The sequence below is a fragment of the Pseudomonas sp. HS6 genome, assembly GCF_023375815.1.
Classification (GTDB): domain Bacteria; phylum Pseudomonadota; class Gammaproteobacteria; order Pseudomonadales; family Pseudomonadaceae; genus Aquipseudomonas.
The window spans coordinates 3,814,350-3,827,928 of the sequence record NZ_CP067412.1; the positions used below are offsets into that span (position 1 = coordinate 3,814,350).

Below are 13,579 nucleotides of genomic sequence, written 5' to 3' on the forward strand. Positions count from 1 at the left end.
TGACCGCCCGGTTCAAAGGGCCATCCAACTGTCAGTTTCTTGCGTCCCTCTAGCGGGATGCCATTTTTCCGACGACAAGATCATTAGGGGCTTGTTACATGTCTGCTTCCCTCGCATTCGTCTTTCCAGGACAGGGTTCGCAGTCCCTCGGCATGCTGGCCGAGCTGGGCGCGCAACATCCGCTGATCCTCGAAACTTTCAAAGAAGCATCCGATGCTCTGGGCTATGACCTGTGGGCGCTGACCCAGCAGGGCCCGGAAGAGCTGCTCAATCAAACCGATAAAACCCAACCGGCCATTCTGACCGCTTCGATCGCCCTGTGGCGTCTGTGGCTGGCTGAAGGTGGTGCGCGCCCGGCATTCGTTGCCGGTCACAGCCTGGGTGAGTACAGCGCGCTGGTCGCTGCGGGCAGCCTGAGCCTGGCCGATGCGGTGAAGCTCGTTGAGCGCCGTGGCCAGTTGATGCAGGAAGCCGTTCCGGCCGGGCAGGGCGGCATGGCCGCTATCCTTGGTCTGGAAGATGCCGACGTGCTGGCGGCCTGTGCCGAAGCGGCGCAAGGTGAAGTGGTCAGCGCGGTGAACTTCAACTCGCCGGGTCAGGTGGTGATCGCCGGTGCCAAGGCTGCCGTCGAGCGCGCCATCGAAGGCTGCAAGGCCCGTGGCGCCAAGCGTGCCATGCCGCTGCCGGTCAGCGTGCCGTCGCACTGCGAACTGATGCGTCCGGCTGCCGAGCGTTTCGCTGAATCCATCGCTGCCATCGACTGGCAGGCGCCGCAGATCCCCGTGGTACAGAACGTCAGCGCTCAGGTGCCGACGGATCTGGAAACCCTCAAGCGTGATCTGCTGGAGCAACTCTACAAGCCGGTTCGCTGGGTCGAGTCCGTACAGACCCTGGCTGCCAAAGGCGCGACCAATCTGGTCGAGTGCGGCCCTGGCAAAGTGCTGGCCGGTCTGAACAAACGTTGCGCCGAAGGCGTTTCGACTTCCAACCTCAATACCCCAGACGCTTTCGCTGCTGCTCGCGCAGCGGCTGTCTGAATCAGGAGAAGCTTGCATGAGTCTGCAAGGTAAAGTTGCACTGGTCACCGGCGCAAGCCGTGGCATCGGCCAGGCTATCGCACTGGAACTGGGTCGTCAGGGCGCCATCGTTGTTGGCACCGCGACTTCCGCTTCGGGCGCCGAGCGCATTGCTGCGACCCTGAAGGAAAACGGCATTCAGGGCGCAGGTTTCGAACTGAACGTTACCAGTGATGAATCGGTTACCAAGGTGCTCGCGAGCATCCAGGAGCAGTTCGGTGCTCCAGTCGCGATCCTGGTCAACAATGCCGGCATCACCCGCGATAACCTGATGATGCGCATGAAAGACGACGAGTGGTACGACGTGATCGATACCAACCTGAACAGTCTGTATCGCCTGTCCAAGGGCGTCCTGCGTGGCATGACCAAGGCGCGTTGGGGTCGAATTATCAGTATTGGCTCGGTGGTGGGTGCCATGGGCAACGCTGGCCAAGTAAACTATGCAGCCGCCAAGGCCGGTCTGGAAGGTTTCAGCCGTGCCATGGCGCGTGAAGTCGGTTCGCGTTCGATTACGGTCAACTCGGTGACCCCAGGGTTCATCGACACCGATATGACTCGCGAGCTGCCTGAAGCACAGCGTGAAGCCTTGCAGACGCAGATTCCGCTGGGCCGTCTGGGACAAGCTCAAGAGATCGCGTCCGTGGTCGCTTTTCTTGCATCCGACGGTGCGGCATACGTGACCGGGGCTACAATCCCGGTTAACGGCGGGATGTACATGTAATTCAAATGTGACGGATTGCTTCAAAAAAATGTCATACGAGCTGTCTAAAATCCGTTATAAAGCTGCAATCTATTTATAGGCAGAGGGCCGCAGGGTTTGAGGAGTGAAGCTTTCAGTTGAAAAGCTGAAAAGTCTTTCTATACACTTACCCACTGGCCAGCTGCCTGAATTTGTCCATTAGGAGTGAAAACAAGGTATGAGCACCATCGAAGAGCGCGTCAAGAAAATCGTTGCCGAGCAACTGGGTGTTAAAGAAGAAGAAGTGGTAAACACCGCTTCCTTCGTAGAAGACCTGGGTGCCGACTCCCTTGACACCGTTGAGCTGGTGATGGCTCTGGAAGAGGAATTCGAGACCGAAATCCCTGACGAAGAAGCTGAGAAGATCACTACTGTACAAGCTGCAATCGATTACGTTACTAACCACCAGGCGTAATAGCTTGTAATCGTTGCTTGCTGTCATGGAAAAACCGCACTGCCATCATGGCGTGCGGTTTTTTCTTTAGGCCTGATGCAAAGTCGTCATTTGAAAAAGGAGAGTGCTGTGTCGCGTAGACGCGTCGTAGTCACCGGTATGGGTATGTTGTCGCCACTGGGCACGGATGTGCCGAGCAGTTGGCAGGGCATTCTGGCTGGCCGCAGTGGCATTGGTCTGATCGAACACACCGACCTTTCTGCCTATTCCACCCGCTTTGGCGGCTCGGTAAAGGGCTTCAATGTCGAGGAATACCTGTCGGTCAAGGAAGCGCGCAAGCTCGACCTGTTCATTCAGTACGGTCTGGCGGCCGGCTTTCAAGCCGTACGCAATGCCGGTCTGGAAGTCACTGATGCCAACCGTGAACGCATTGGCGTGGCCATGGGTTCGGGTATCGGCGGTCTGACCAACATCGAAGAAACCAGTCGCACCCTGCACGAGACTGGCCCGCGCCGGATTTCTCCGTTCTTTGTGCCTGGCTCGATCATCAATATGATTTCCGGTTTCCTGTCCATCCACCTGGGTGCACAGGGGCCTAACTACGCCATCGCCACAGCGTGTACTACCGGTACGCACTGCATCGGCATGGCAGCCCGCAACATCATGTACGACGAAGCCGACGTGATGATTGCCGGCGGCGCCGAAATGGCTGCATGCGGCCTGGGCATGGGCGGCTTTGGCGCCTCCCGCGCACTGTCGACCCGCAACGACGAACCGACCCGCGCCAGTCGTCCATGGGACAAGGGCCGCGACGGTTTCGTCCTGTCCGACGGTGCCGGCGCCCTGGTGCTTGAAGAACTCGAACACGCCAAGGCTCGCGGCGCGACCATCTACGCCGAGCTGATCGGCTTCGGCACCAGTGGCGATGCCTTCCACATGACTTCGCCACCCGCCGACGGTGCCGGTGCTGCGCGTTGCATCACCAATGCGCTGCGTGACGCGAAGATCAATGTCGATCAAGTGCAATACATCAACGCACACGGCACTTCGACCCCGGCCGGCGACCTTGCCGAAGCCAATGCGATCAAGTCGGTGTTCGGTGATCACGCCTACAAACTGGCAGTCAGCTCCACCAAGTCCATGACCGGTCACCTGTTGGGTGCGGCGGGCGCGGTTGAGGCGATCTTCAGCGTGCTGGCGATCAACAGCCAGGTGGCGCCACCGACCATCAACCTTGATGAGCCGGATGAAGGCTGCGACCTCGACTTCGTGCCGCACACCGCGCGCAACATGGACATCGATGTCGTGTTGTCCAACTCGTTCGGATTTGGCGGCACCAACGGCACGTTGGCGTTCCGTCGGTTCGCCGGCTGATGGACTGCTGGGTCGACGGTCAACCGGCTGACGCTCTGTCGCTGAAAGATCGCGGCCTGGCTTACGGCGATGGTCTGTTCGAGACCATCGCCGTGCGTAACGGCCAGCCTTTGCTGCTGGAGCGTCACGTGGCGCGACTGGCCGAAGGCTGTTCACGCCTGGCCATCGCGGCCGATATCGGGCTGATCCGTAGCGAGCTGCAATCCTATGCAGCGACCATGGGCGAGGGTGTGCTCAAGCTCATCCTCACCCGTGGCGACGGTTTGCGCGGTTATGCGCCGGATCCTTCGGCGCCGGGCCGACGCATTCTGCAAGGCAATCCTCCTGTCGCTTATCCTGCCGTTCATGGCGAGCAAGGCGTTCGCCTGTTTCCGTGTACGACGCGTTTATCTTTCCAGCCCTTGCTGGCAGGTCTCAAACACCTCAATCGTCTGGAGCAGGTCCTCGCTCGCGCCGAATGGCAAGACAGCGAGCATGCCGAAGGCTTGATGCTCGACCAGGCAGGCCGTGTGATCGAAGGCGTGTTCAGCAACCTGTTTCTGGTACGCGATGGCGTGTTGGTCACGGCGGATCTGAAACGTTGCGGCGTGGCCGGTGTGATGCGCGCCGAAATATTGTTTCAGGCAGCGTCATCGGGTATCCCCGTGCAAATCACCGATATCAGCCTTGATCAGCTGCAATGGGCCGATGAAGTGTTTGTCTGCAACAGCGTGTATGGCGTCTGGCCGGTACGCGCGTACGCTGCACTGAGCTGGCCGGTTGGGCCGCTCACCCGTAAACTGCAAACCATTGCCCGCACGCTACTGGATGCCTGATTCGTGAGACGTAAACTTTTGCTGCTGCTGGAAACCGGACTGGTTCTGGCAGGGCTGCTGCTGGGCGCCAGCGCCTGGAAGATTCATTCGGCACTGGAACAGCCTCTGAACATCACGCAGGAAGAACTGCTGGATGTGCCCAAGGGTTCCACGCCGACCCGCACTATTCTCGGACTTGAAACCGATGGCGTGATCAAGGACGCTTTCTGGCTGCGCATCTACTGGCGTTTCAATCTGGCAGGCACCCCGATTCACACGGGCGAGTACCGCATGCAGCCGGGCATGACCGTCAAGGGCCTGATCGATCTGTGGAAGCGTGGCGAAGTAGTTCAGTACAGTCTGACTCTGGTCGAGGGCTGGAACTTCCATCAGGTGCGCGCCGCGCTGGCGAAAGATGAAAAGATCGAGCAGACCCTGGACGGTCTGAGCGACAGCGATGTGATGACCAAAATCGGCCACAAGGGCGTGTTTCCCGAAGGTCGATTCTTCCCCGATACCTACCGTTTCGTGCGTGGAGTGTCCGATACCGAGTTGTTGAAAAAGTCGTTCGACCGCCTTGATGAAGTACTGGCCAAGGAATGGGAAGGTCGATCCGCCGACGCACCGTACGCCGAGCCTTACCAGGCACTGATCATGGCCTCTCTGGTGGAGAAGGAAACCGGTGTTCCCCAGGAGCGTGGTCAGATTGCCGGCGTGTTCGTGCGTCGCATGGCGCTGGGCATGCAGCTGCAGACGGATCCGACGGTGATCTACGGTTTGGGCGATCGCTACAACGGCAAGCTGACCCGTGCTCATCTCAAGGAAGCCACTCCTTACAACACGTACGTGATTCCGGGCCTGCCGCCGACGCCGATTGCGATGGTCGGTCGCGAGGCGATTCACGCCGCGTTGAACCCGGTGGAAGGCACCAGCCTCTATTTTGTAGCCCGGGGAGATGGCAGCCACGTTTTCTCCGATGACCTCGATGCGCACAACAGTGCGGTGCGTGAGTTCCAGCTCAAGCGGCGCTCGGATTACCGTTCGAGCCCGCCGCCGGCGTCGGCACCGGGAGCCACTCCGGCAAATAGCGAAACCATTCCTGCCGCATCACCTGACACTGCGCCTGAATCGTTGCCGCCGGTTCCTGCCCAGGAGCCATTACCGACGCGGGAAACCGAAGCGGCCGCACCGCAAAACGCGCAATGACTTTGATTAAGGACTGCCTGTGACTGGCTTGTTTATTACCCTGGAAGGACCGGAAGGCGCCGGCAAGAGTACCAATCGCGAATACCTCGCCGAGCGCCTGCGCGCCGACGGTATCGAAGTGGTGCTGACCCGCGAGCCCGGCGGTACGCCGCTGGCCGAGCGCATTCGCGAAGTGTTGCTGGCCCCGGTCGACGAAGTGATGAACCCGGACACCGAGCTGTTGCTGGTGTTCGCCGCCCGTGCCCAGCATCTGGCTGAAGTCATTCGCCCGGCGCTGGCCCGTGGTGCCGTCGTCTTGTGCGACCGGTTCACCGATTCGACTTACGCCTATCAGGGCGGCGGGCGCGGCTTGTCGCTGGAGCGCATCGCTGCGCTGGAGACTTTCGTGCAGGGCGATCTGCGTCCCGACCTGACGCTGATTTTCGATCTGCCGGTGGAAATCGGCCTGGCCCGGGCCAGCGCCCGAGGTCGTCTGGATCGTTTTGAGCTGGAAGGCCGGGCGTTTTTCGAGGCCGTGCGCAGCGCGTTCCTCAAGCGTGCCGAGGCCGATCCTGCCCGCTATGTGCGGATCGACGCCGGTCAGCCGTTGGCCAAGGTTCAACAATCGCTGGATACCCTGATTCCGAACTTGCTGGAGCTGTGCCGTGGCTGAGGCCTATCCATGGCAGGACAGTCTCTGGCAGCAACTGGCCGGACGCACTCAGCACGCCCACGCGTATCTGCTGCACGGGCCCGCCGGGATCGGCAAGCGCGCGTTGGCCGAGCGTCTTATGGCCAGCCTGCTGTGCCAGCGTCCGACGCCTGAAGCCTGCGGCGAGTGCAAGTCCTGCCTGCTGCTCAAGGCCGGCAGCCACCCGGACAATTACATTCTCGAACCGGAAGAAGCGGACAAGGCGATCAAGGTCGACCAGGTGCGCGATCTGGTCAGCTTCGTGGTGCAAACCGCGCAGTTGGGCGGTCGCAAGATTGTGTTGATCGAGCCGGTGGAGGCGATGAACATCAACGCCGCCAACGCCTTGCTCAAGAGTCTCGAAGAGCCGTCCGGCAATACCGTGCTGTTGCTGGTCAGTCACCAGCCGAGCCGCTTGCTGCCGACCATCAAGAGCCGTTGTGTGCAGCAGGCCTGTCCGCTGCCGAGCGAGGCCATGAGCATGCAATGGTTGGCTCAGGCACTGCCGGAATGCTCCGAAGAAGAGCGTGTCGAGCTGCTGACCCTGGCCGCCGGCTCGCCGTTGGCGGCCGTCACTTTGCAGGCGCAGGGCGTACGTGAGCAGCGGGCGCAGGTTGTCGAAGGCGTGAAGAAGCTGCTCAAGCAGCAACAATCGCCGACGCAACTCGCCGAGGAGTGGAAAAACATTCCGATGCTGCGTCTGTTCGACTGGTTCTGTGACTGGTCGAGCCTGATCCTGCGTTATCAATTGACCCAGGATGAAGCAGGCCTCGGCCTGACCGACATGCGCAAGGTCGTGCAGTACCTGGCGCAGAAAAGCGCCCAGCGCAAAGTCCTCGATATCCAGGACTGGATTCTCGCCCAGCGTCAGAAAGTCCTGAGCAAGGCCAACCTCAATGCGGCATTGCTGCTGGAAGCATTGTTGGTGCAATGGGCGAGTCTGCCTGGCCAAAGATAAGAATGTGTACCTAGACTCTGAACATCAGCAGTGGAGGTCAACATGAATGAACCCGTCAGCCCGGGGCCGCGCAACGGCATCTTGTCCCTGACCATCAAGGACAAGTCCGTCCTTTACGCCGCCTACATGCCGTTCATCAGGAACGGTGGCCTGTTCATCCCGACCAACAAAAGCTACAAGTTGGGCGACGAGGTGTTCATGTTGCTGAACCTGATGGACGAGGCGGAAAAGATTCCAGTGGCCGGCAAAGTCGCCTGGATCACCCCCAAAGGCGCCCAGGGCAACCGCGCTGCCGGCGTCGGCGTGCAATTCAACGATGGCGACAACACCGCGCGCAGTCGAATCGAAACTCATCTGGCCGGAGCCCTGAAATCCGACCGTCCCACTCATACGATGTAAGTTGCAGTCCTTTTTATGCTCGTAGATTCTCATTGTCACCTTGATCGCCTCGACCTTGCCGTTCACGACGGCTCCCTGGATGCCGCGCTGGATGTAGCCCGTCAGCGCGGAGTCGGGCATTTCCTGTGTATCGGCGTCAGCGCCGACAACGCTGCCGACGTCAAAGCCTTGGCCGAGCGTTACGACGACGTCGATTGTTCGGTCGGCGTGCATCCGCTGGATGTGCAGCCCGGCGCGGCGCCTGCTCTGGACTGGCTGCTGCACGAGCTCAATCACCCGAAAGTGGTGGCGATCGGCGAAACCGGTCTGGACTACCACTACGAGCCGGAAGCCGCCGAATTGCAGCAGGAGTCTTTCCGTCTGCATTTGCAAGCCGCGCAGCAGACCGGCAAACCGGTGATCATCCACACCCGTGGCGCCCGCGCCGACACCCTTGAACTGTTGCGCGAAGCTGCGTTGCCCCAGGCCGGTGTGCTGCATTGCTTCACCGAAGACTGGGACATGGCCAAGGCGGCGCTGGACATGGGTTATTACATTTCCCTGTCGGGCATCGTCACCTTCCGCAACGCCGATGCCTTGCGTGATGTGGCAAGCAAAGTCCCGGCAGATCGCCTGCTCGTGGAAACCGACTCGCCGTACCTGGCGCCGATCCCGTATCGCGGCAAACCGAACCTGCCGCAATACGTGCGGGAAGTGGCAGAGTTTCTGGCGATGCTGCGGGGCGAGAATTACGAGCGCTTTGCCGAGCAGACCACGGAGAACTTCAAGCGACTGTTTCCGCTGGCGCACGTAAAAGCCTGAATCGCAGGCAAAAAAAACCCGGGTTCTGGGGGGTGAATCCGGGTTAAGACCATTAGGAGTAAAACAAAGGCACGCGGTCCCTTGGTACCTTTACCGGCGCGACACTTGGGGGAGATGTCGCCCGACAGTTCAAGTATTGATCAGTCTGGCGTTCAGTCCAGTTGGCCGGTCGGGGTTTTTAAACAAATTTGGAATACGTTCGCTTCGGTTATGTTCTCATTCCCCCCGAAACGTTCGTGAAATGAACAAGAAACACAGATATGGTCGGATGATCCGTGCATTTTTGCGCAAGTTAGGCATAATACGCGGCTTCGAATTTTGACCCCTACAGACCTTTTCTTATGCACAAAGAACCTCGTAAGGTCCGTGAGTTTCGTCGCCGCGAGCAAGAAATTCTCGATACCGCGCTCAAGCTGTTCCTCGAACAAGGTGAAGACAGTGTCACCGTCGAGATGATTGCTGATGCCGTGGGTATCGGCAAAGGCACGATCTACAAGCACTTCAAGTCCAAGGCGGAAATCTATCTGCGCCTGATGCTCGATTACGAGCGCGACTTGAACGAGCTGTTGCATTCGGCCGATGTCGACAAGGACAAGGAAGCGCTGTCCCGTGCCTACTTTGAATTCCGCATGCGCGACCCGCAGCGCTATCGCCTGTTCGATCGCCTGGAAGAGAAGGTGGTCAAGGGCAATCAGGTCCCTGAGATGGTCGAGGAGCTGCACAAGATCCGTGCCTCGAACTTCGAACGCCTGACGCTGCTCATCAAGGGCCGCATCAGCGAAGGCAAGCTCGAAGACGTGCCGCCGTACTTCCATTACTGCGCATCCTGGGCGCTGGTGCACGGCGCGGTGGCGCTGTATCACTCGCCGTTCTGGAGCAATGTGCTGGAAGATCAGGAAGGTTTCTTCCAGTTCCTGATGGACATCGGCGTGCGCATGGGCAACAAGCGCAAGCGCGACCCTGAAACCCCAAGCAGCTGAATCATTCAGTCGCCTTATGCGCCGTGTTTTCGCTACATGGCGCAGTACCGCAGGAATATACTCAGGCATAGGGCTTGCTAAAACTTGAATTGTGAGTCAAGTTTTAGCCGCTCGATTTTCCATCGCCGGAGTGCTTCATGATCGTTGACCGTCAAGGCAGGCGTTTTCGCAATTTGCGGATCAGTCTGACCTCAGCCTGCAATTACGCCTGTACCTACTGCGTGCCTAACGGCAAGCGGCTGGTGGCTGCGCAGGATGAACTGTCGGCCGAGGCCATGGCACGCGGCGTTGCCTATCTGATCGAAGCCGCCGGCATCGAGCGCCTGCGTATCACCGGCGGCGAGCCGCTGGTCAGTCCCAAACTCGAATCTTTCATGACCGCCGTCGGCAAGATGGGCCTGGAAGACATCAGCCTGACCACCAACGGTCAACTGCTGGCGAAGAAACTCCCGTTGCTGGTCGATGCGGGCCTGCGACGCATCAACGTTTCCCTCGATACCCTGGACGCCGGCGCGTTCCGCAGCATTGCCCGTGGCGGCGACCTGGCCACCGTGCTCGACGGCATGGATCAGGCGGCAGCGGCGGGGATGAAGATCAAGGTCAACATGGTGCCGTTGCGCGGGCAGAACCTCGATCAGGTGATGCCGCTGCTCGATTACTGCCTTGAACGCGGCTTTGAACTGCGTTTTATCGAGCTGATGCGCATGGGCCATCTGGCCAATGACTCCAACGCCTTCCTGCAACAGTTCGTCAGCCTGCAACAGCTGCTGAGCCTGATCGGTGAACATTACGAGTACGCGCAAACCGACGCGCCCGTGGATGCCACCGCTGTTCGCTATGCCATTCCAGGATTGGGCAACTTCGGCGTGATCGCCAACGAAAGCGTACCGTTCTGCCGAACTTGCTCGCGACTGCGCCTCTCATCCACCGGATGGCTGCATGGTTGCCTGTCATCGAGCAACCGCCACTACGTCGGTGACCTGCTCGACAAACCTCGCCACGAGGCGCTGCCAGCGTTGCAACGTTTGCTGGTCAAAGCCTTGGGCGACAAGCAGGAAGTCGCGTTCTCCGGCGGCGCCACCGTCATGAAGATCATCGGCGGCTGAGCCCGGTGTAACCACAACGCCTTATTTCAAACCGGATACCTGCACATTTCCAAGGACTGGCGCAAAAGCTGCATCCTACGGCCATTCGCCGGTTTTCCGTCACCGGCTTCTGGAGGATTAGGATGCGTAGCCTGGTTTTGCTGCTGGCCGTTTTGGCGCTGGGCGGCTGTATGACTGTCAGTGACATGGCCGAAGGGACTCGCTACCAGATGAGCGACGCAGGTCTGCTGGATCACAGCGACAGCCGCCGCGTAAACAATTTCCGCATTCAGCCGGATTCGTTCATCTACATCGCGCAGGGTTCGTTCGCGCCGCCGGGTGGTTCCTACCCGCGGCCCAACGTAGTGGCCGAAGAGGCCTTCAAAGGCTTCGTCGAATACTTCCCGATGGTTCGCCGCGCCCGCGCGCCGGAAGGTCTTGACCAAGCGATGGGCGAAGCCCGTGATGCCGGTGCTCACTACCTGTTGTATACCCGTTTCGCCAAGGCCGACGACCGCATCGGCAACTCCGATGAATGGCTGGATCAGGAAGCCGTGGATCGCCTCGGTATCGACGGTGGCGTGATTCAGATCATGTTGATCGAGACCAGCACCCAGTATTTGATTGATACTGCACGGATCAAGAGTCGTGGCGGTTTACTGACGTTCCACGACAACAAGCCCGAAGACCTGATCGGCCCACCGCTTGCGCAGTACGCGCGCAGCCTGTTGGGCGTCGGGGACCAGTAATTCAAGGAGTACGCCATGAGTGGCCCGCAAAAAGCCAATGACCTGCTGGGGCAAATCCCCAAAACCAAAGGCTTGCCGCCGGTGCACTTGTGGAACCCGGATTTCTGTGGCGACATCGACATGCGCATCGCCCGGGACGGCACCTGGTATTACCTGGGCACGCCGATCGGGCGCAAGCCGATGGTCAAACTGTTCTCCACCATCATCCGCCGCGATGGCGATGACTATTTCCTGATCACTCCGGTTGAGAAGGTCGGGATCAAGGTCGATGACGCGCCATTCGTGGCGATTGCCGTCGAAGTGGAGGGCGAGGGTGAGGCGCAAGTGCTGCGCTTTACCACCAATGTCGATGAAACCACCGAGGCCGGCCCGGAGCATCCGATTCGCGTCGAGATCGATCCGATGACGCAAGAACCTGCGCCTTACGTGCATGTCCGCACCAACCTCGAAGCGCTGATCCATCGCAACGTGTTCTACCAATTGGTGGAGCTGGCGGTCAGCCGTGAAATCGATGGTCAGCGCTGGCTCGGCGTCTGGAGTAGCGGCGAGTTCTTCCGCATCGGCCTCGAGCCCTGAAAAACCGCAGTCTGTGAAAGCAGGCTGCGGTTTTTTTGTCGTTGACTCCCAATCGTATGATGATTAGCGTAGGCATCCACAGCGAACGGCTTCGGAGTGTCCATGTCGAGCAGTTTCCACGCATCAACGGTTGACTGGCTGGGCGCCTGGATTGCCGCCGGCCAGGTGAAACCGGGGCAGGCGATCAAGGTTGAGGCCGATCTGGGCGAGCAACTCGGGGTCAGCCGCACCGTGATTCGCGAAGCCATCAAGACTCTCGTCGCCAAAGGCATGCTCGAAGTCGGGCCCAAAGTCGGCACTCGGGTGTTGCCGATCAAGCGCTGGAACCTGTTCGACCCGCAAGTCGTGGGCTGGCTATCGCGCAGCGGCCTGCCGGAAAACTTCGTCGACGACCTGCTCGACCTGCGCCGCACTATTGAACCGATGGCGGTGCGCTGGGCCTGCGAGCGGGCGACCGTCGAACAGGTGAAAGCCGTGCAGCAGGCCTATAACGCACTCGAGCGGGCAGTGGACAGCGGCATCGATTACAACCGCGCCGACCAGTTCTTCCACGAATGCATTCTGGCCGCCAGCCATAATCAATTCATCGAGCAAATGGTGCCGGCCCTCGGCGCGCTGCTCGCCGTGTCCTTCGAAGTGTCCGCGGCAGACCCCGACGAATTGCGCCGCACACTGCCCATCCACAAAGACATGGCCGACGCGATCGCCGCCCGGGATGCCGCGCGCGGGGTGTGGGCCTGCATGACCCTGATCGACAACGCCGACCTGGCCATCAAGCGGTTCTACCCGCAGGTGATGGCCGACAAAAAAGCCAGCTGACAAAAACAACAAGACAGGAGGTTGCATGACGTGGACTGCGGTGACAGAGCATCGGGCGCAACTGGGCGAAGGCCCGTTCTGGGATGCACCGACCCAAGCGCTGTACTGGGTCGACATTGCCGGCAAGCAGGCGCTGCGGCTGATCGGACAGAACGTGCAGATCTGGCAGATGCCGGAGCACGTCTCGGCGTTCATTCCCTGCGCCAGCGGCGACGCGCTGGTGACCCTGAGCAGCGGCGTCTACCGGCTCGATCTCGATTCCCCCGGACTTGAGCCGCGACTGACGCTGTTCTGCGTCGCCGATCCGCAACCGGGCAACCGCGCCAACGAAGCGCGTTGCGATGGCCAGGGCCGCTTGTGGCTCGGCACCATGCAAAACAACATCGGGGAGCAGGGCGAGGATCTGCCGATCACCCGTCGTTCCGGCGGATTGTTCCGGGTTGATCCGGATAAACGAGTCACGCCATTGCTACGGGGCCTGGGGATTCCCAACACGCTGCTCTGGAGCGACGACGGCACCACGCTGCTGTTCGGCGACAGTCTCGACGGCACGTTGTATCGCTATTTCATTCACACCGACGGCAACCTCGACAGAGCCCAGCCTTGGTACGGCGCGGATCAGAACGGTGGCCCGGACGGTTCGGCGATGGACACCGAAGGCTACGTGTGGAACGCCCGCTGGGACGGCAGTTGCCTGCTGCGCCTGACGCCGGATGGCAAAATCGACCGCAAGATCGACCTGCCGATCAGCCGCCCGACCAGTTGCGTATTCGGCGGCGCAGACCTGAAAACCCTGTACATCACCAGCGCCAAAAGTCCGCTGAACCACCCACTGGACGGCGCAGTGCTGTCGCTGGAGGTCGATGTCGCAGGAAAACTCTGTACGCGATTTGCGAGTTAAATCCCAAAATATGGGATGCAAAATTATATATTGAGATTATTTGGCGGTCGGGTTTATA

The 13,579-nt window shown here is 60.0% G+C and carries 16 protein-coding genes; all 16 read left to right on the forward strand.

Going from position 1 to position 13,579, the window contains the following annotated elements:
• The first annotated feature begins 98 nt into the window (after positions 1-98).
• The 16 genes from fabD to JJN09_RS17260 all read left to right on the forward strand — a co-directional run bounded on the left by fabD (position 99) and on the right by JJN09_RS17260 (position 13,521).
• Positions 99-1,037: an ACP S-malonyltransferase gene (gene fabD / locus JJN09_RS17185; protein ID WP_249482783.1), complete on the forward strand. Its 939-nt coding sequence runs from the start codon at positions 99-101 to the stop codon at positions 1,035-1,037.
• A gap of 16 nt (positions 1,038-1,053) precedes the next feature.
• The gene (fabG, locus tag JJN09_RS17190) at positions 1,054-1,797 is read left to right on the forward strand and encodes a 3-oxoacyl-ACP reductase FabG (protein ID WP_007950790.1); all 744 of its coding nucleotides are present in this window, start codon (positions 1,054-1,056) and stop codon (positions 1,795-1,797) included.
• Between the two features lie 196 nt (positions 1,798-1,993).
• A complete protein-coding gene (gene acpP / locus JJN09_RS17195) occupies positions 1,994-2,230 on the forward strand; it encodes an acyl carrier protein (RefSeq protein ID WP_003442511.1) in 237 nt (78 codons plus the stop codon).
• 108 nt (positions 2,231-2,338) lie between these two features.
• Complete coding sequence (gene fabF, locus JJN09_RS17200) at positions 2,339-3,583, forward strand: beta-ketoacyl-ACP synthase II (RefSeq protein WP_007908259.1); 1,245 nt, start codon at positions 2,339-2,341, stop codon at positions 3,581-3,583.
• A complete protein-coding gene (gene pabC, locus JJN09_RS17205; RefSeq protein ID WP_249482784.1) occupies positions 3,583-4,398 on the forward strand; it encodes an aminodeoxychorismate lyase in 816 nt (271 codons plus the stop codon). The genes fabF and pabC overlap by 1 nt, the downstream gene beginning before the upstream one ends.
• 3 nt (positions 4,399-4,401) lie before the next feature.
• Positions 4,402-5,583: an endolytic transglycosylase MltG gene (mltG, locus tag JJN09_RS17210; protein WP_249482785.1), complete on the forward strand. Its 1,182-nt coding sequence runs from the start codon at positions 4,402-4,404 to the stop codon at positions 5,581-5,583.
• Positions 5,584-5,602: 19 nt separating this feature from the next.
• Complete coding sequence (tmk, locus tag JJN09_RS17215) at positions 5,603-6,235, forward strand: dTMP kinase (protein ID WP_249482787.1); 633 nt, start codon at positions 5,603-5,605, stop codon at positions 6,233-6,235.
• The gene (locus JJN09_RS17220; RefSeq protein ID WP_249482789.1) at positions 6,228-7,211 is read left to right on the forward strand and encodes a DNA polymerase III subunit delta'; all 984 of its coding nucleotides are present in this window, start codon (positions 6,228-6,230) and stop codon (positions 7,209-7,211) included. The genes tmk and JJN09_RS17220 overlap by 8 nt, the downstream gene beginning before the upstream one ends.
• A gap of 42 nt (positions 7,212-7,253) precedes the next feature.
• The gene (locus JJN09_RS17225) at positions 7,254-7,610 is read left to right on the forward strand and encodes a PilZ domain-containing protein (RefSeq protein ID WP_085704734.1); all 357 of its coding nucleotides are present in this window, start codon (positions 7,254-7,256) and stop codon (positions 7,608-7,610) included.
• Positions 7,611-7,625: 15 nt separating this feature from the next.
• On the forward strand, positions 7,626-8,411 hold the full coding sequence (locus JJN09_RS17230) for a TatD family hydrolase (RefSeq protein ID WP_249482790.1): 786 nt from the start codon (positions 7,626-7,628) through the stop codon (positions 8,409-8,411).
• A gap of 341 nt (positions 8,412-8,752) precedes the next feature.
• Positions 8,753-9,391 carry a TetR/AcrR family transcriptional regulator gene (locus JJN09_RS17235; protein WP_007950805.1) on the forward strand — a complete coding sequence of 213 codons (639 nt, stop codon included), beginning with the start codon at positions 8,753-8,755 and terminating at the stop codon, positions 9,389-9,391.
• A gap of 137 nt (positions 9,392-9,528) precedes the next feature.
• Entirely contained in the window at positions 9,529-10,497 is a 969-nt protein-coding gene (locus JJN09_RS17240; protein ID WP_249482791.1) for a GTP 3',8-cyclase MoaA, read from the forward strand.
• 122 nt (positions 10,498-10,619) lie between these two features.
• Positions 10,620-11,225, forward strand: coding sequence for a DUF4823 domain-containing protein (locus JJN09_RS17245; protein WP_007950810.1), 606 nt, complete (start codon positions 10,620-10,622; stop codon positions 11,223-11,225).
• A gap of 15 nt (positions 11,226-11,240) precedes the next feature.
• Complete coding sequence (locus JJN09_RS17250; RefSeq protein ID WP_249482792.1) at positions 11,241-11,801, forward strand: DUF1285 domain-containing protein; 561 nt, start codon at positions 11,241-11,243, stop codon at positions 11,799-11,801.
• 102 nt (positions 11,802-11,903) lie between these two features.
• Positions 11,904-12,620: a FadR/GntR family transcriptional regulator gene (locus tag JJN09_RS17255; protein ID WP_249482793.1), complete on the forward strand. Its 717-nt coding sequence runs from the start codon at positions 11,904-11,906 to the stop codon at positions 12,618-12,620.
• Positions 12,621-12,645: 25 nt separating this feature from the next.
• Positions 12,646-13,521, forward strand: a complete 876-nt coding sequence (locus JJN09_RS17260; RefSeq protein WP_249482794.1) for an SMP-30/gluconolactonase/LRE family protein — start codon at positions 12,646-12,648, stop codon at positions 13,519-13,521.
• Positions 13,522-13,579 lie beyond the last annotated feature (58 nt).

Coding starts and splice junctions, on each gene's coding strand:
- fabD (WP_249482783.1), top strand. CDS start 99: ATGTCTGCTTCCCTCGCATTCGTCTTTCCAGGACAGGGTTCGCAGTCC.
- fabG (WP_007950790.1), top strand. CDS start 1,054: ATGAGTCTGCAAGGTAAAGTTGCACTGGTCACCGGCGCAAGCCGTGGC.
- acpP (WP_003442511.1), top strand. CDS start 1,994: ATGAGCACCATCGAAGAGCGCGTCAAGAAAATCGTTGCCGAGCAACTG.
- pabC (WP_249482784.1), top strand. CDS start 3,583: ATGGACTGCTGGGTCGACGGTCAACCGGCTGACGCTCTGTCGCTGAAA.
- JJN09_RS17225 (WP_085704734.1), top strand. CDS start 7,254: ATGAATGAACCCGTCAGCCCGGGGCCGCGCAACGGCATCTTGTCCCTG.
- JJN09_RS17230 (WP_249482790.1), top strand. CDS start 7,626: ATGCTCGTAGATTCTCATTGTCACCTTGATCGCCTCGACCTTGCCGTT.
- JJN09_RS17235 (WP_007950805.1), top strand. CDS start 8,753: ATGCACAAAGAACCTCGTAAGGTCCGTGAGTTTCGTCGCCGCGAGCAA.
- JJN09_RS17240 (WP_249482791.1), top strand. CDS start 9,529: ATGATCGTTGACCGTCAAGGCAGGCGTTTTCGCAATTTGCGGATCAGT.
- JJN09_RS17245 (WP_007950810.1), top strand. CDS start 10,620: ATGCGTAGCCTGGTTTTGCTGCTGGCCGTTTTGGCGCTGGGCGGCTGT.
- JJN09_RS17250 (WP_249482792.1), top strand. CDS start 11,241: ATGAGTGGCCCGCAAAAAGCCAATGACCTGCTGGGGCAAATCCCCAAA.
- JJN09_RS17255 (WP_249482793.1), top strand. CDS start 11,904: ATGTCGAGCAGTTTCCACGCATCAACGGTTGACTGGCTGGGCGCCTGG.
- JJN09_RS17260 (WP_249482794.1), top strand. CDS start 12,646: ATGACGTGGACTGCGGTGACAGAGCATCGGGCGCAACTGGGCGAAGGC.